Source organism: Bacteroides sp. AN502(2024) (genome assembly GCF_041227145.1).
Taxonomy (GTDB): Bacteria; Bacteroidota; Bacteroidia; order Bacteroidales; family Bacteroidaceae; genus Bacteroides.
On record NZ_JBGFSP010000011.1, the window covers coordinates 53043 to 70907 of the forward strand.

Genomic DNA, 17865 nt, shown 5'->3' on the forward strand with positions numbered 1-17865 from the left:
ACTACATAGGATTATGATTGAAAGTATTGACACCTCACTGATCGATTGGTCGAGAGCCCAATTTGCGATGACAGCCATGTACCACTGGATTTTTGTTCCTCTTACACTGGGACTGGCAGTGGTGATGGGCATTATGGAGACATTGTATTATAAAACAGGCAATGATTTTTGGAAAAAGGCTGCCCAGTTTTGGATGAAACTCTTTGGGATTAACTTTGCCATTGGGGTGGCAACCGGTTTGATTCTGGAGTTTGAGTTCGGTACGAACTGGAGCAATTATTCGTGGTTTGTAGGGGATATCTTCGGTGCTCCGCTGGCTATTGAAGGAATTTTGGCATTCTTTATGGAGGCCACATTTATCGCTGTCATGTTCTTTGGATGGGGAAAAGTAAGCAAACGTTTCCACTTGGCTTCCACTTGGCTGACAGGATTGGGGGCTACGATTTCCGCTTGGTGGATTCTCGTTGCCAATGCGTGGATGCAGCACCCGGTGGGCATGGAATTCAATCCTGATACGGTTCGTAATGAGATGGTAGATTTTTGGGCAGTGGCTACGTCACCCGTAGCGGTCAATAAATTCTTCCATACGGTATTGTCTGGCTGGGTGTTGGGCGGCGTTTTTGTTGTCGGTGTCAGCTGTTGGTATCTGTTGAAGAAACGCAATCGTGAGTTTGCACTTGCCAGCATTAAGATTGGTGCGATTTTCGGATTAGTGGCGTCGTTACTTTCAGCTTGGACAGGTGACGGTTCCGGTTATCAGATAGCTCAGACACAGCCGATGAAACTGGCTGCTGTGGAAGGCTTGTATGAAGGTGGTACCCATGTAGGCCTGGTTGGAATCGGAGTGTTGAACCCTGAAAAGAAGACTTACGATGATGGGAAAGCTCCTTTCCTCTTCCGTTTGGAAATCCCCAGCATGCTTTCTTTCCTTGCAGAACGTGATGTGGACGGGTACGTTCCGGGTATCAAGAATATCATCGAGGGGGGCTATCAACAGAAAGACGGATCAACGGCTCTCTCTGCCGCCGAGAAGATAGAACGTGGAAAAAAGGCTATCACTGCATTGGCTGCCTATCGTGCAGCAAAGAGTGCCGGACACGAGGAAGACGCTCAAGTTGCATATAAAGTCTTGCAGGAAAATATTCCATACTTCGGTTACGGGTATATTAAAGATGTGAACCAACTGGTTCCGAATGTTCCTCTGAACTTCTATGCATTCCGTATAATGGTCATCTTGGGCGGATATTTCATCTTGTTCTTTATTCTTGTTCTCTTCTTTATCTATAAGAAAGATTTGAGCCGGATGCGTTGGATGCACTGGATTGCTCTGCTGACGATTCCTTTGGGATACATCGCCGGACAAGCCGGATGGGTGGTTGCCGAGTGTGGCCGTCAACCGTGGGCGATCCGTGATATGCTGCCAACAATGGCTGCCATCTCCAAACTGGATGTAAGTTCTGTACAAACGACTTTCTTTATCTTCCTGTTCCTGTTTACAGTGATGCTGATTGCAGGTGTCGGGATTATGGTAAAGGCTATTAAAAAAGGACCATTTTAAGTGTTAAGTATTCTAATACTTAATACTTATCACTTAAGACTTATTTCTTATTACTTAATATTTTAGCTATATGTATATATTTTTACAACAATATTGGTGGCTTGTCGTTTCCTTGTTAGGGGCCATACTCGTGTTTTTATTGTTTGTACAAGGTGGTAATTCATTGTTGTTCTGTCTGGGTAAAAACGAAGAGCATCGTAAGATGATGGTGAATTCTACCGGACGTAAGTGGGAGTTTACGTTTACCACATTGGTTACGTTTGGAGGAGCTTTCTTTGCTTCTTTTCCGTTGTTTTATAGTACCAGTTTCGGTGGTGCATATTGGCTTTGGATGATTATACTTTTCAGTTTTGTATTGCAGGCTGTCAGTTATGAGTTTCAGAGTAAAGCCGGAAATCTGTTAGGCAAAAAGACATATCAGACTTTTTTGGTGATTAATGGAGTGGTAGGTCCTGTGTTACTGGGTGGGGCAGTGGCAACATTCTTTACCGGTTCCGATTTCTACATCAATAAGGCCAATATGACAGAAACTATTATGCCGGTAATCAGTCATTGGGGAAATGGGTGGCACGGATTGGATGCGCTGACCAACATTTGGAATGTAATTCTTGGATTGGCTGTCTTCTTCCTTGCACGTGTGTTGGGATCTCTTTATTTCATTAACAATATTGATGATGAAGAGTTGACCGATAAATGTCGTCGTGCAGCACGTAATAATACGGTTTTGTTCCTTGTATTCTTTTTGGCATTTGTCATTCGTACATTGGTATCCGATGGCTTTGCCGTCAATCCGGATACACAGGAAATCTATATGCAACCATATAAGTATCTCACTAACTTTATCGAAATGCCGGTGGTGCTGGCTTTATTCCTGATGGGTGTGGTACTGGTTCTTTTCGGCATAGGAAAGACATTGCTTAAAAAAACGTTTGACAAAGGAATCTGGTTTACGGGAATCGGTACAGTACTGACAGTTTTATCTTTATTGCTGGTAGCAGGGTACAACAATACTGCTTATTATCCGTCATATACAGACCCGCAAAGTTCGTTGACTTTAGCCAATAGCTGTTCCAGTGAATTTACACTAAAGACAATGGCGTATGTCTCGGTTCTTGTTCCGTTTGTAATTGCCTATATTTTCTATGCTTGGCGTAGTATCGATTGTCATAAGATTACCGAGAAAGAAATGGATGAAGGAGGACACTCATATTAAAACTTTGTCCGACTCATCTGTTGTCCGTATGGAATTTCAACATTGAGATTCTTGCAGGAACAAATAAACTCCCCTTATTTAATTCGCTATGTCATGATAGAGAAGTTAAATGAGGGGAGTTTTTGATGTATAAACCTTTTTAGAGCGCTTTTTATTTATTGACTATATTCTCAGGTTTTCCGGCAATGTAAGCCTGAAGGTTACTGATTGCAATATTCATCAGACGTTCACGAGCCTCGATGGTTGCCCAGGCAATGTGCGGAGTGATGTAGCAGTTCTTTGCAGTTAGCAACGGATTGTTGGCACAAGGCGGTTCGGTGGAAAGTACATCTACTCCGGCTGCATAAATCTTACCACTGTTTAAAGCGTCTGCAAGGTCTTGTTCGTTGATAAGTGGTCCGCGACCGGTATTGATTAAGATAGCTGTCGGCTTCATCATAGAGAGACGGCGTGCATTTACCATTTCGCGTGTTTCCGGAGTAAGCGGGCAGTGCAAACTGATAATATCACATTCGCTGAACAACTGATCCAAATCCACCTTCTTGATTTCCGGTGGCAGCTGGAAGTGAGATTTAGAAGTCAATGCATACACTTGCATGCCGAAACCGATTGCAACACGCGCTGTGGTATATCCGGTATGTCCCAGTCCTACCAGACCGATTTTCTTTTCCCGCAGTTCCATCAACGGAGTATTCCAAAAACAGAAATCCTTATTGTTGGTCCAACGACCTTTATGCACTTCTTCAGAGTGATGTTGCACTTGTTGAGTGATGTTCAGGATATGCGCAAATACCATTTGAGCAACGGAAGCGGTGCTGTATGAAGGAATATTGGTAACAACGATTCCCCGTTCTTTTGCAGCAGCTGTATCTACCACGTTGTATCCGGTAGCCAACACACCTATATATTTCAATTCGGGCAGTGCAGCCATGTGGTCTGCATTGATGATTACTTTGTTAGTCAGAATTGCTTCTGCACCGGCTGCACGTTCTAATACCTCTTCCGGAGTTGTACGATCATAAATAGTACATTCTCCAAGCACTTTCATACCTTCCCAGGATAAATCTCCGGGATTGGCGGCATAGCCATCTAAAACTACAATCTTCATATATTTAAAGTATTTAGTATTAAGTATCAATGTTTTTTTAGTCTTACAATTGTGGCTGTCAGTGATTTGAGTATTTATGTATATACTTTATACTTGTTTCTTATTTCTTAAATTTGTCTCCCCACAACTGTATCATTCTCTCGGCATGCTTCTGTTCTGCCGGATTGTTTTGCGGTTGCCATATCCGTTTGTCTTTCAGCTCATCCGGAAGAAACTGTTGTTTGACAAAGTTACCCTCATAGTTGTGCGCATATTTATATTCCTGTCCGTATCCCAACTGTTTCATCAGTTGGGTCGGAGCATTGCGCAGATGCAAGGGGACAGGCAGATTACCGGTTGCCCTGACTAACTCTAATGCATTGTTAATTGCACTGTATGCCGAATTACTTTTAGGACTGGTAGCCAGATAAATCGTTGTTTCAGCCAAAGGAATCCGTCCTTCGGGCCAGCCGATTTTCATTAATGTATCAAAGCACGCATTGGCGAGAAGCAATGCATTGGGGTTCGCCAAACCAATATCCTCGGAAGCTGAAATCACGAGCCGGCGGGCGATAAAAGCAGGATCTTCGCCTCCTTCCACCATACGCGCCAGCCAGTAGATTGCTCCGTCAGGATCACTGCCGCGGATAGACTTAATGAAGGCTGAGATAATGTCATAATGCATCTCCCCATCTTTGTCATACGCCAGTGGATTTTGTTGTAAACGTTCGGTCACCATTTCATCGGTGATGACAACAGTTTCCTCCGCCTCCGATTGTACGACAAGTTCCAATATATTCAGTAGTTTACGGGCATCGCCACCGGAGAAGCGTAGCATGGCTGTTGTTTCTTTCAACTCAATTTTTCGTTCCTTCAGTACGGCATCTGCAGTGATGGCACGTTGCAGGAGTTCCAGCAGATCTTCCTTTTCCAAGGATTTGAGTACATAAAGCTGGCAACGGGACAGGAGAGGGCGGATGACTTCGAACGACGGGTTTTCCGTTGTTGCACCAATCAGTGTGACTGTTCCATTCTCTACCGCACCCAACAGTGAATCCTGCTGTGACTTGCTGAACCGATGGATTTCATCGATAAACAGAATCGGGCTGGATTGCGAAAAGAAACGATTGCTCTTGGCACGGTCTATCACTTCACGTACATCCTTTACACCGGAAGTCACAGCGCTCAATGTATAGAAAGGTGTCTCCAGTTTGTTGGCAATAATTCGTGCCAAAGTCGTTTTACCTACTCCGGGAGGTCCCCAGAGAATAAAGGAAGAGATGCGTCCTGCGTCAATCATTTTCCGCAAGATGGCTCCCGGTCCCACTAAATGTTTCTGACCGATATATTCATCCAAAGTTTGAGGCCGTAACCGTTCTGCTAAAGGTTGCATAATGTTAGAATACCATTAATACCATGAAACGAATACCGTTTTTGTTGATACCCGGATTGTCACGGTAAGTGAAACGATGTACATATTCAATGTGCAGCAACTTGAAAATGTTGTAGATACCTACACTTCCTTCGATATACGGCACTTTCGGGTCCATTACGAAACTGGTGAACTTACCGTCGCGTGTCGGGAAACGGAACAGATCGGGATTGTTGCTCTTAAACGGATTATTCTTATCCGTCAATGTTCCCCACAAAGCACGGAAACGGAACATTTCCCTCCATTTCAAGCTCTTGATGAGAGGAATACGGTTGAATAGTTTTCCATTCATATCATAAGATAGTGATAGGGAAGCGTAACGGTCGTTCAGGAATTCCATGTTATTAATCAAGTTGAACGTTTCGCGCTGGGTGATGTAGGATAAATTAGCTTCCGGCAAGATCAGCAATGGGAAAGGAACCGTGTTCCATTCAGCGCCTGCTTTCAAGCTGCAATCAATCTTTCCCCAGGAAGAGGGAAGCCAGAAACGTTTCCACACACTTGCTTCCGTACGGTTAAAACTGTAATCTCCGCCTAGTACTCCTTTGAAACCCATGGCATGAGTCAACGTAAAGATAGGGGCATCCAGGGATACGGGTACGCGGCGTTGTTTGGAGTTGACAAATGATTCGCCCGGAGCATAACGCAGCGTCAAGCTTGCTTCCGAAGTCGTGATATCATGTACACGGGTTTGTGCGGCATCATTACGCAGATATTCCAGTTTGCCGGCAGGCTCGTCGTTACGGTGGCGCAGCATGGCTTTCACTCCGAATCCTGTCAGTGTTTCGAGCTCATAATTAATGGTGGCGTCGCGCATGTATGACATTTGGTCTACTGTGGTTGTTTTTACTGACAGGAAGATGTTATCTTTATCCGTGAACAGGAATTTATCCATCGGAGACATTACGTCATAGCTGTACGTAGCCGAAAGATAATGTTTCGGGAATTCCCAAACTACATAATCGCGTTTGTTGAATGAATAAGTCACCGTACCGCTATATTTCCACCGTTCGTCTTTCAGGCCGTAAGCCCCATATCCCTTCAAGAACCAGTGCTTGTTGAAATGAGCCGTTGTCATGCCGCTCAGCCGGAAACGTGTACCATCAATGTAGTTGCTTGAAATCATGGTGTTGATAGGGCCGATATCCACTTTGCTCGGATGGCCCTTACTTCCTGTTTCCACAAAGTTTTCGATCAGCGCTTTCGCTCCAAAGATGATGTACTTGAATCCCGGTATCTGTTCGAGGCGGTTGACGAATACATCCATCGAGCTTTCTTTCTTTGTCAGCGGTACTTGACGGACATTTGCCCAATACTCATCGCTTTTCGAAAGCATATCCGCTTCTTTGATCACGCTGCCTTTCAACCGGAACAGGCGTTGTTCGATAGGGTCGAACTTATAATTACTATATTTCGTGGTTCGTTCCACCTGCAGTCCACTTGCTGTCTTGTTGGAGTTCCAGGACAAGTCTACAGTCATGTCATCATCCGCCAACACCCAGTTGCCGTTAGGAAGTTGTTCATATTGTTGGACGATGTCCATGCGGTTGACGAAGTTTACACCTGTCTTTTTAGGCAGGTTCATCGTGCATTTCTGAACGGCATAAGTAGAGTCGTTCAATACGTAAAGATGTCCGGTGAATCCGAAATCCTGCGAGTTTTGCGGAACAAATGTGAGGTGTATACATTCGCGTTTGTTCACCATCAACGTGTCCATCAGATAATATTTATAGAATGAGATGGCATTATTACCGATAGGGCTCACGAAGCGCTGTTGGAGCAATCGGATCTCATCGTCGTAGATATTGATATCAGCAAATACGTCTTTCAGTACAGTGCCGAGCATCTCTCCTGTGGAGAAGAATTCTTCTATACCATTGGAATTCTTGCCTTTGATGATCGTTTTCTTGTTTTCGGGATTTTTGCGATAGATGGTTTGTGAAGCCGTCTCCTGTACGGAAATCGGTAGAATCAATTTATGGGTTGTTTCCGACACTTCCACCCGATCTTTTAGGAATGAATATTTCTTGTAGATTCCCTTTTCCAGTTTTTCCGGCGTGAGGTCGTTGATAGACATCTTCATTTTCTCGTACTTGTCGTACTGATAGTATTCATTCACTTCAAGGACTTGTGCCCTTTTGTGTTCGATTACTTTCTTCATGAATTCGACTGCCGGGTTGTTTTTACGGGAGTATTTCTCCTTTTGAGGTTTCACGACAATTTCATTCAGGACCACATTATCCGGAGCCAGCTTAACGTTTACCGTCTGATTATTGGAACCGACCCGAACCGTTTGACTGATATAACCTACAGCGGAAAACACAAGAGTTCCTCCGTTTCTTCGGGCATCAAGGCTATATTCTCCGTTAATATTGGTGATGGTACCCATATCCCTCTTTTCCTGATAGAAAACAGAGATATACATCAATGGCTCGTGGGTAACAGAATCAGTGACTACCCCTTTTATTTGCTGCGCAAAAGCATTTGAAGCAGCCAATACGAGTAAGAACAGTATAAATATTTTGCTATATCGTTGTTTCATAATGTACGTAGTAACGTGCAAAGTTAACAAATAACTCTAAGGATAACAGAATATATAACTTTTTTTACCCATCGTTTTTGGTTGTTTACAAGCCTGGGTTGTCTGTCGATGAAAGGGAATAGAGAGCAATTCACCTTTCGATAAATTGGTTTCCCGCGTAGATCACGATTGTTTCTCTATAGGAAACTGTCGTTCCCCTTACGGGATAAATAAAGTATTCCGGCATGAAATGGAAAGTAACGTGCCGGAAGACGAAAGGTATCTCTATAGCAATACTATTTTTTATCAGTCAATATCTGCACGATACGTTCTGCTGTCCGTCCGTCCCAACGCTCGGGAAGCTCACCTCGTTTCCATTCACCTTGCATCAGGGTATCCATTACTTTGGCAAGCAGGACGGGGTCTTCCCCGACAAGTTCGTTGGTTCCCATACGCCATGTCTCCGGATGTTCGGAATATGTGTTAAGCGTGATACATGGAATACCCATAAAGGTCGCTTCTTCGGCCACATTGCCCGAATCCGTAATGATTCCTTTCGCCTTGCTTATCAGATAGCCGAAGAACAAGTAATTTTGCGGAGGCATTATGTGGAGGTTCGGAGCTTCGATGCCTGATTCTTTGATGGCATTTCGTACGTATGTATGTAGTGGTGCTACGATAGGCATGCCGGCAGATTTTTCAATGATTGTTTTCAGCAGCTGACGCAGATTCTCTTTGTTGTTTAACAATACACGGCGGTTGAGGGTGAGCAGGAGATAATTTCCCTCTTGCAGTCCCAGTACGGAGAACCATATCGGTTTGAGCAAACGGTTCCGGTTGTAACGAACGGTATCTATGAGAATGTTACCTACATAATATACATTTTCACTTTCCGTTCCTGTTTGGTTCAGATTGCGGTTGGCAACCATGCCGGCAGTAAACAGATAGTCGGATATTCCGTCTGTAATCATACGGTTGACCTCTTTCGGCATCTTCATGTCGAAAGAACGGGTGCCGGCTACGAGATGCGCTACCTTGATTCCTTGTTTCTTGGCTACGATGGCACAGCTCATGGTGGCAGTCAGATCGTCTACCACGAGAACCACGTGTGCCGGGTTTTCCGTCAGCTCCTGTTCGAAGGCTATCATGATTCCGGCTGTCAAATTCGTTGGATTACTGCTTTCCACTCCCAGATAGACATCGGGAGCTTTCATATCAAGGTCCGAAAAGAGAGAAGCATCCAGACTTGCATCTTCTTTCTTTCCTGTATATACCAGTCGGTAAGAGATACTTTTACCTTGCATCCGTGCGGCTTCAATAGCGCGTGTGATGGGAGCTATCTTCATAAAATTGGGGCGTGCCCCCGCAACAATTGTTATTTTCATCTTGTTTCTATCTTATTCGGTTTAATTCGTGAAGCAAAAGTACGTTTTCTTACGGAATTTATTTGTTACTTTGCACACAAAATAACAAATATATGCCCACATTCGTTCAAATTCTTGATTTTATAGGCACATTTGCCTTTGCTATTAGTGGTATCCGGCTAGCCTCGGCGAAACGTTTCGACTGGTTCGGAGCTTATGTGGTAGGACTTGCTACGGCTATCGGTGGCGGTACTATCCGTGATGTCCTGCTCGATGTGACACCGGGATGGATGACCGATCCCATATATCTGATTTGTACGGGACTGGCTTTGTTGTGGGTAATCTGTTTCGGACGTTCGCTCATCCGGCTCAATAATACTTTCTTTATTTTTGATACTATCGGGCTGGCATTGTTTACCGTAGTAGGGGCAGGCAAGAGTATTGCTTTGGGCTATCCTTTTTGGGTGGCGATTATTATGGGTAGTATTACAGGAGCAGCCGGTGGGGTGATTCGTGACGTTTTTATCAATGAAATACCTCTTATCTTCCGAAAGGAAATTTATGCAATGGCTTGTGTTGTTGGCGGTATTGCATACTGGATTTGTGACGTTGCAGGATTGGAATCATACGCCTGTCAGTTGATTGGCGGACTAGCGGTATTCCTAACCCGCATCTTAGCTGTCAAATACCACATCTGCCTACCTATATTAAAAGGTAGCGAAGAGCTGAAAGAATAAGAAGGCATTACTTTTCCTCCTTTATATCCAGTTCTCCCAGAAAACTGATGGACTGGCGGTTTTGCATATTGACATCGATACTTGCCGAACCGTTAGGGAATACTTTGGCCCTGAATTCATACCTGTCTTCAGAATTACGTACGATAAATTTAACAATGATATTCCCTTTCTTATCTGTTTCCACATTATATTCTTTGAGAATCGCCTTGAAATCAAGTCCGTTACCTCCGCCATAGGGGATGCTATAAGCCCGTCCGTAATAAGGTAAATAAGAGATAACCGAATCATTTCTGATTTCCAGTGAGTAGGAAGACATCAAAGGAATAGAGCGTCCGCGCATCGGCATGGCAGTGTTGACATCTATCTTGTAGTTTTCCGATTCGATCAGTTTCTTTACCGCTTCTTTTTTCTGTTCCTTCTTTTCCTTTTTACTTTGAGCCGAAAGGGTAGAGGCGCCTAGCAGTAAAGCCAGTAACAGCATAAATATTTGTTTCTTCGTTTTCATATCAGTGGTATTTAGGTTGATATATATGTATAATGATCAAATATACGAAAAGACTGGGATACTTCTGTCACTTTTTATATAAATTAAACAGAAATCTCTGTTATTTATAGGTTTAGCCCTATTGGTGTCTTTTAACCAAAAGATAGAGGATGTTTTTTCATCCATCATCACCTGAAAACTATCAGAAAGCACCTAAAATCTATTATTTGATAGAATTACCCCTAAAAAATGACGAATTATCCCCTGTTGGCTACACAAAATAACGCTAAACTTGCAAAGGTTGAGAAAAACGAAATATTAACCATAAAACCAGTAAAGTATGAAGAGTTTAAGTTTCAGAGAAGAATTAATTGGAGTACAGGAGGAGTTGTTTCGCTTTGCTTATAAATTAACGGCCAACCGTGAAGAAGCAAATGATTTGTTGCAGGAAACATCTTTAAAAGCATTAGTTAATGAGGAGAAATATGTCTCGGACACAAATTTCAAAGGATGGATGTACACAATTATGCGCAACATCTTTATTAATAACTACCGCAAAATAGTACGCGATCAAATCTTTGTAGATACAACCGATAATTATTATCACTTAAACTTACCGCAAGATTCAGGATTTGAAAGTACGGAAGGTACTTACGATCTGAAAGAGATGCATCGTATTGTCAACGCACTTCCCCGGGAGTATAAGATTCCTTTCTCTATGCACGTATCTGGTTTCAAATACCGCGAGATTGCGGAAAAATTGGGATTGCCGTTAGGTACAGTGAAGAGCCGTATATTCTTCACGCGTCAACGTTTGCAGCAGGAATTGAAAGATTTTGTATAGATGCGGATGTACACACACGAACAAACAAGCTTGTTAGCAAAGGAGCAAGGGGATAAATCCTCATTGCTCTTTTTTTATTTTAATTATAATCGTAAATAATTCAATTATTATTTGCTTCTTTTGTTCTTGCTTTTTTTCTTTTTCACTACCTTTTCTTCAGGCGGAAATTTAGGAATCAGATTCATCAGCCGTAATATCTGACTTTGCCGTTTTAGCATGTATGACGAAGGTTTCGCCGAGTTGAATCGTATCGGGTTGGGCAGGGTAGCGGCGATGAGTGCGCATTGTCTCCGGGTTAGCTTGGCGGCTGTTGTTCCGAATTGGATCTTTGCGGTGGCTTGTGCACCGTAGATGCCATCTCCCATTTCTATGGAGTTGAGATAGACTTCCATAATTCGTTCTTTCGACCAGAACAATTCAATGAGAAATGTAAAGTAGACTTCGAACCCCTTGCGTACCCATGAAGATTGAGGCCATAAGAATACATTTTTGGCTGTTTGCTGGCTGATGGTGCTTGCTCCGCGTTTTCGTTTGCGTGTTTCGTTCTCTTTCATCGCTTTCTTGATTTCTATGAAATCGAATCCGTTGTGTTCTGCAAAACGGTTGTCTTCGGAGGCAATGACTGCCATCGGCAGGTGGGGAGACATCTGATCAAAAGAAACCCACGTGTGCTTCCACGTGGGTTTATCTCCTGAAAAAATCTGCTGAACGCTTCGGATAATCATCAAGGGAGTGACATAAACCGGCATAAAACGATAGACAATCACTGCTAGTATAGTTGATGTAAAGAAGAATATCAGCAGGCTACGCATATAGCGCAGTAATTTTTTATTTAACAGCTGCCTGTGCATTTTTAATCATTTGCTCACTTGCGTACATGTATACTTCTACACGACGGTTTTGTTCGCGGCCGGCAGCCGTATCATTACTTGCAACAGGATCGCTTTCGCCCATTCCTTGTACACTTTTGACCTGATTGCTAGAAACACCGCAACTCAACAAATAGCTGGACACACTCTGTGCGCGCTCTTGTGACAAGTTGAGGTTTTTTTGGCGGCTCTGTTCCGCAGTGCTGTTTTTCCAACCTTGGTTATCGGTGTAGCCGTAGATGGATACATCCATATCCCGGTTCTGGTTAAGCACATTGTTGGCAAACTTGCTTAAAGCAGCTTTTGCAGCAGCACTTAGAGCAGCATTACCTGTAGTGAAAAGAATACCCGAGTCGAATGTTACTTTCACGGCCTGCAATCCGTTGTTGTCTGTTATTTGTTCTACTTGTGCGCCTTCAATTTGTTTTGCTTCTGCCGCTGCTTTATCCATCTTCTTACCGATAAGGGCACCTGTTCCTGCACCTACTGCCGTACCGATAGCAGCACCGATAGCGGCACCTTTACCTTTACCGATAACACCTCCCAGGATTGCACCTAGAGCAGCGCCTGAACCACCACCGATAGCAGCACCTTTACCTGTGTTGTTCAGACTCCCACAGCTACCAAATATCATGGCAATGCTCATGAAGAGGACCATAAATTTCATCTTGTTCATAATGTTGATGTTTTTTAATTGGTTTATAAAAAATGTTTTATACGAATCGCTTCGCATTATAAATAACAATGCAAAGATAGGAATTATTTGGCAAGCGTATACTTTTTAAGTTAAAATAACTCGGAAGATCTCCTTCTTTTGTTAATAAAATAATAATTATCTTTTTATCGTTGAAGGAATGCTTAAGCTCTTCTTTTTGATACAAATGAACCACCCCAAGAGAATTACACCTTTGGCAACGGTGGTGACGCAGACTGCCCACCAGATTCCTTCCACTCCCATACCCATTCGTACAAACAGGATGGCAAGCGGAATACGCATATAGTTGCAGCTGATGCTGATAATGGCAGGAGGTATGGTGCGTCCGATACCGTAGAATACTCCCTGCATGGTGATTTCGAGCATCATGAAGAGTTGGGAATATCCATCGATACGAAGGAATACACCTCCGGCTTCGTAGGCCGCTTGTTCGGGGACGAATAAGGCAAAAACTTCATTCCCGAAGAAAACGAATAGCAGGGTACAGAATACACCGAAGATGCCCGTCATCCATAAGGTAATATACCAAGCTCTAAGCACTCGTTCGATGCGTCCGGCGGCATAGTTTTGGGCGATGAAGGCACTTAGTGCAGTGGAGAATCCTTGGGAGGTATTCCAGGTAATCGCTTCGATTTGTCCTCCGGTGGTGAAAGTCATTAAACCGATGTGTCCACCCTGTTCCGAAGCAGTGCGGCAGAGGAACATATTGACAAAAGCAAACAGTGTATTTAAAGTGGCTACGGGTAATCCCAGTTTAAGGATTCTCCGCGTATATTTTTTCTTTAGTCGGGTGAAGAAAGGGAAACCGCCTACCAGAGCATCCCTGCAACGCAGCTGGTAGATGAAAATCAGGAAAACACTTGCTTCCGCAATCCAAGTGGCGTATGCCGCACCGTTGGTTCCCAGCCCGAAACCGAATATAAAAAGTGGGTCTAAAATAATGTTCAGTATCAATCCTGTACCACTGATAAAGAATGGGACTTTGCTTCGCCCTGCTGCATTATAAATTCCGGTAAAGGCGGCGGAAAGGAAAATGAAAGGTAATCCGGTGGAAACAATCCGAAGGTATTGGATGGCATTGGCCGTGATAGGTTCTTCAAGTTCATAGATGCGTATGATAGGTTCTGCTAATATAAAAAGGAGTCCGCCCCAGCAGATAGAAATAATCAAGGCAATTGTGATATTATGGGACGCGAAGTGGCGGGCATCTTCCTGGTTTTGTACACCGATGGATTGTCCGACACTCACTTCTGATCCCACCTTATTTAACAAAGAGATGGAACCGGACATCCATGTCAGGATTCCGACGGAACCGACGGCGGCCACAGCTTCACTTCCCAGCCTTCCTACCCATGCCATATCTGTAAGGCTATATGCCATTTGAATAAACGATGTTGCCATGATCGGCATTGCCAGATTAAACAATTGACGATTGATAGATCCCTGTGTCAGATTTTTTATTCCTTTCATATGATTTTTCTATTCAAAATGAGGTGCAAAGATATGGAAAATCACTATCTTCGCACATCTAATTATTCATTAATCAAAGTATATAGATACTATGAATCAGAAATTTTCTACACTTTTTCTTCTGTTACTCATTTTGCTGGCAGGTTCACAGGTAGCAGCACAGAATGTTCCGAAACCTTTTGATATTGAACAACCCTCACTTCGCGTGTTCCTTCCTGCACCGGAACTGGCAACGGGGCGTGCCGTGGTCGCTTGTCCGGGTGGCGGATATAGTCATTTGGCAGTCAACCATGAAGGTTATGATTGGGCACCCTATTTTAACAAACAAGGAATTGCGTTGATTGTTTTGAGATACCGCATGCCGAAAGGTGACCGCACGCTGCCAATCTCGGATGCTGAAGCTGCTATGAAAATCGTGCGTGACAGTGCTGATGTGTGGAATCTGAATCCGAATGACATCGGTATCATGGGATCTTCTGCCGGTGGACATCTGGCATCCACCATTGCCACTCATGCGAAACCGGAACTTCGTCCGAATTTCCAGATTCTTTTCTATCCTGTGATTACGATGGATAAATCTTATACCCACATAGGATCTCATAATGATCTATTGGGTGAAGATGCTTCCGCCAAACTGGAAAAGGAATATTCGAATGAAAAGCAAGTGACGAAAGATACGCCGCGTGCTTTTATCGTATATAGTGATGACGACAAGGTTGTTCCGCCTGCCAATGGGATTAATTATTATCTGGCGCTGAACAAGAATAATGTGCCTTCCGTGCTTCATATCTATCCTTCCGGTGGGCATGGATGGGGGATTCGCGAAAATTTTCTTTATAAAAATGAAATGCTGAATGAGCTGACATCCTGGCTTCGTAGTTTTAAAGTGCCTCATAAAGATGCGATCCGTGTAGCTTGTATCGGCAACAGCATTACGTATGGAGCACGTATCAAGAATCGCAATCGCGACAGTTATCCGGCTGTGCTAAGTCGTATGTTGGGAGAGGCTTATTGGGTAAAGAATTTCGGAGTAAGTGCACGCACTTTGTTGAACAAGGGGGATCGTCCCTATATGAAGGAGAAGGCTTATCAGGATGCGCTGGCTTTCAATCCCAATATCGTAGTTATTAAGTTGGGTACAAATGACAGCAAATCATTCAACTGGAAGTATAAGGCAGACTTCATGAAAGATCTGCAGACGATGGTGGATGCTTTCAAAGCATTGCCTGCTCAACCGAAGATTTATCTTTGCTATCCTTCCAAAGCCTATCAGACCGGAGATAACATTAATGATGATATTATTTCCAAAGAAATTATTCCGATGATAAGGAAGGTTGCTAAGAAAAATGGCCTACCTGTCATCGATCTTCATGCGGCAATGGACGGAAAGCCTGATCTGTTCCCTGATAAGATTCATCCCAATGAAGAAGGCGCTAAAATGATGGCAAAAGCCGTTTATCAGTCTTTGAAAAAGTAAAGCAAAACTTAAAAGAGTCGTATCAAACTCTGTTTTGAGTAATGATACGACTCTTTTCTTGTCCTTTATTGAATTTTGATACCCTCTTTTTTGGGGGGGTAGAATTAGGTTTCTTTTATTGTTTTACCTTGATGATGTCATAATTCAAATTGTTGTCAGCTTCTTGCAAGCTATCGTTTACCAGACGAAGAGTGGTATCATTCACAATTGCGAAATACATTGGAGCTTCACTATCGTTCGGAGTTAACTTAACAGCTGTCACGGTTTTTTGGTTTACTACCTTCTGTATCGTTTCTTGTTTTCCTTTTGAAGTGAAAGTCTTGTTTTGTCCTTGGCCTTCAGCATCGAGGTAAGTCATATCTAATGTATACATGGCATCCATACCATCGGTTGCATCACTCAGGGTCAAGACATAGTCAATACCCGGACCGTCGGCTGCAGGAATAGTACCTTTATAAACTGCGGTCGATTCGGTAATCGGTGTCATAACAATAGCCTGACTGTCTGCTTGTGCTTCTACGGTTTTGTTTGCTTTTGATTGGCAAGATGCCAAAGCTGCTACAACTGCTGCTAACATAATTACTTTTTTCATCATTATATGCTTTAAGTTAATATAAATATAGTGAGCTATTGCTCGTTTTTACTATCCTATTCCTGTTCTTCGTCCCGTTTGATGACAAGCAGTTTGTCTACTCGTCCGCGGTCCATGTCCACCACTTCGAATTGCAGATTCTTGTAGGTAAAGATGTCTCCTGCTTTCGGGATACGGCCAATCAGGAACATGGCGAGACCACCTAGGGTGGTGAAGTCTTCCGACTCTATATCTTCGTAGGATAGGATTCCCATCTTTTCCATGAAATCGTCGATATTCATCGAAGCTTCCACCAGCATCGAACCATCCTGTCTGGTGACGATTTCTTCTTCTTCCGTTTCATCCTCTTCAAGGATATCTCCGAAGATACTTTCTGTCAGGTCATGCAGGGTGATGATACCTTCTGTGCCACCATATTCATTAATAACAATTCCAAACTTGTTTTTGTTCTTCTTAAATAGCTCTAAAACTTTATTTGCATATAAACTTTCCGGAATAAAGAGGGGAGGACGGGCTATTTCGCGCAGATCAAACGGCATTTTATTGCCTACCATCAAGATAATATCCTTGACCGAAACAACACCGATAATCTCGTCTTTCCGTTCGTCTACCAACATATATTTACTGTAATGTTCTTCTTCGATAATCTTCATCACCTTTTCCTGCGTATCATCAGGGTGAAGAATAATAAGATCTCTGCGGTGTGTCATCAGTTCGTTGGCCCGTTTATCGGAGAAGCGGAACACGTCACGTATCATTTCTGTTTCCTCTTTGTCGAGCACACCCTGTTCCGAACTTTGATGGAGAATCATTTTGATTTCTTCCTGTGTCATGGGGCGTTCTTCGCTTTTCAGGCCAATCAGTTTATTTAATAGCCGGGTGGAAACACTAAGCAACCATACAAAAGGGTAGGAGACCTTTGTCAGTAGGATCATGATAGGATTGAATAATATCGCATAACGTTCCGGATTACTCAGAGCGATCGATTTAGGAACCAGTTCTCCGATAATCAGAGAAAGATAGGTGATGATTGCTACGGTAGTAATCATTGCGAGGTTGCGTGCATAAACTTCTGAGCCTGTGATGAGAGAAAAGAAAGGAACGAGGTCGTCGGCAATAGCCACACCGCCATAGGCACCGGATACGATACCAATCAGAGTGATACCAATCTGAATGGTAGATAAGAACTTTTCCGGTTCTTCCAATTGTTTCAAAACTCCGCGGGCTGATTTGTTACCTTTTGCGAAGAGTGTTTCAAGACGCGCTTTGCTGGATGATACCAGCGCAATTTCATACATAGCAAAAATGCCATTCAGTACAAGTAAAAGAAGTATAATAAGAAATTCCATAAATGGATTTAAATGGTTATTGCTTCGAATTTACAAGATATCAAGACACGATGCAAATAATATGTGGCAGATTAATGAATATTTAATAGTCGTGTTGTCTTTTCGGACGCAAATAAAACTGATCTTTGACGGAGGATTTAGGTAAATAAATCC

Annotated in this window: 15 protein-coding genes; 5 read left to right on the top strand and 10 right to left on the bottom strand. The window is 43.1% G+C overall.

The features are described from left to right. Window positions 1–13 precede the first annotated feature (13 nt). Both AB9N12_RS18200 and cydB read left to right on the top strand, forming a co-directional pair. On the top strand, window positions 14–1558 hold the full coding sequence (locus AB9N12_RS18200; RefSeq protein ID WP_369893511.1) for a cytochrome ubiquinol oxidase subunit I: 1545 nt from the start codon (window positions 14–16) through the stop codon (window positions 1556–1558). A 70-nt stretch (window positions 1559–1628) separates the two neighbouring features. Continuing rightward, window positions 1629–2771 carry a cytochrome d ubiquinol oxidase subunit II gene (gene cydB / locus AB9N12_RS18205; protein ID WP_369893512.1) on the top strand — a complete coding sequence of 381 codons (1143 nt, stop codon included), beginning with the start codon at window positions 1629–1631 and terminating at the stop codon, window positions 2769–2771. A 151-nt stretch (window positions 2772–2922) separates the two neighbouring features. Here the strand turns inward: cydB and AB9N12_RS18210 are convergent, their stop codons facing one another. The 4 genes from AB9N12_RS18210 to wecB form a co-directional block, all read right to left on the bottom strand. After that, entirely contained in the window at window positions 2923–3879 is a 957-nt protein-coding gene (locus AB9N12_RS18210; protein WP_369893513.1) for a D-2-hydroxyacid dehydrogenase, read from the bottom strand. Window positions 3880–3979: 100 nt separating this feature from the next. After that, window positions 3980–5251, bottom strand: coding sequence for a replication-associated recombination protein A (locus AB9N12_RS18215; protein WP_369893514.1), 1272 nt, complete (start codon window positions 5249–5251; stop codon window positions 3980–3982). A 4-nt stretch (window positions 5252–5255) separates the two neighbouring features. After that, on the bottom strand, window positions 5256–7832 hold the full coding sequence (locus AB9N12_RS18220) for a DUF5686 family protein (RefSeq protein WP_369893515.1): 2577 nt from the start codon (window positions 7830–7832) through the stop codon (window positions 5256–5258). Window positions 7833–8107: 275 nt separating this feature from the next. Next, complete coding sequence (gene wecB / locus AB9N12_RS18225) at window positions 8108–9196, bottom strand: non-hydrolyzing UDP-N-acetylglucosamine 2-epimerase (RefSeq protein ID WP_369893516.1); 1089 nt, start codon at window positions 9194–9196, stop codon at window positions 8108–8110. Between the two features lie 92 nt (window positions 9197–9288). Here wecB and AB9N12_RS18230 point away from each other — a divergent pair, with 92 nt between their 5' ends. Further along, window positions 9289–9912 carry a trimeric intracellular cation channel family protein gene (locus AB9N12_RS18230; RefSeq protein ID WP_369893517.1) on the top strand — a complete coding sequence of 208 codons (624 nt, stop codon included), beginning with the start codon at window positions 9289–9291 and terminating at the stop codon, window positions 9910–9912. Between the two features lie 7 nt (window positions 9913–9919). Here AB9N12_RS18230 and AB9N12_RS18235 read toward each other — a convergent pair whose 3' ends face one another. After that, window positions 9920–10417, bottom strand: coding sequence for a DUF4251 domain-containing protein (locus AB9N12_RS18235; RefSeq protein WP_369893518.1), 498 nt, complete (start codon window positions 10415–10417; stop codon window positions 9920–9922). Between the two features lie 319 nt (window positions 10418–10736). Between AB9N12_RS18235 and AB9N12_RS18240 the strand changes: the two genes are divergently transcribed. Beyond that, window positions 10737–11240, top strand: a complete 504-nt coding sequence (locus AB9N12_RS18240; protein ID WP_369893519.1) for an RNA polymerase sigma factor — start codon at window positions 10737–10739, stop codon at window positions 11238–11240. A gap of 107 nt (window positions 11241–11347) precedes the next feature. Here the strand turns inward: AB9N12_RS18240 and mtgA are convergent, their stop codons facing one another. From mtgA to AB9N12_RS18255, 3 genes are all read right to left on the bottom strand, one after another. Then, the gene (mtgA, locus tag AB9N12_RS18245) at window positions 11348–12091 is read right to left on the bottom strand and encodes a monofunctional biosynthetic peptidoglycan transglycosylase (protein WP_369893520.1); all 744 of its coding nucleotides are present in this window, start codon (window positions 12089–12091) and stop codon (window positions 11348–11350) included. Continuing rightward, window positions 12069–12785: an OmpA family protein gene (locus AB9N12_RS18250; RefSeq protein ID WP_369893521.1), complete on the bottom strand. Its 717-nt coding sequence runs from the start codon at window positions 12783–12785 to the stop codon at window positions 12069–12071. The genes mtgA and AB9N12_RS18250 overlap by 23 nt, the downstream gene beginning before the upstream one ends. A 156-nt stretch (window positions 12786–12941) precedes the next feature. Beyond that, window positions 12942–14294, bottom strand: coding sequence for an MATE family efflux transporter (locus AB9N12_RS18255; protein WP_369893522.1), 1353 nt, complete (start codon window positions 14292–14294; stop codon window positions 12942–12944). 91 nt (window positions 14295–14385) lie between these two features. Between AB9N12_RS18255 and AB9N12_RS18260 the strand changes: the two genes are divergently transcribed. Then, window positions 14386–15771 carry a GDSL-type esterase/lipase family protein gene (locus AB9N12_RS18260; protein ID WP_369893523.1) on the top strand — a complete coding sequence of 462 codons (1386 nt, stop codon included), beginning with the start codon at window positions 14386–14388 and terminating at the stop codon, window positions 15769–15771. A gap of 115 nt (window positions 15772–15886) precedes the next feature. On the opposite strand, the gene AB9N12_RS18265 is transcribed toward AB9N12_RS18260, so the two are convergent. Together AB9N12_RS18265 and AB9N12_RS18270 are read right to left on the bottom strand one after the other, a co-directional pair. Beyond that, the gene (locus tag AB9N12_RS18265) at window positions 15887–16363 is read right to left on the bottom strand and encodes a copper resistance protein NlpE N-terminal domain-containing protein (RefSeq protein WP_369893576.1); all 477 of its coding nucleotides are present in this window, start codon (window positions 16361–16363) and stop codon (window positions 15887–15889) included. 56 nt (window positions 16364–16419) lie between these two features. Then, window positions 16420–17712 (bottom strand): hemolysin family protein, encoded by a 1293-nt coding sequence (locus AB9N12_RS18270; protein WP_369893524.1) that lies wholly within the window; start codon window positions 17710–17712, stop codon window positions 16420–16422. Window positions 17713–17865: the final 153 nt, after the last annotated feature.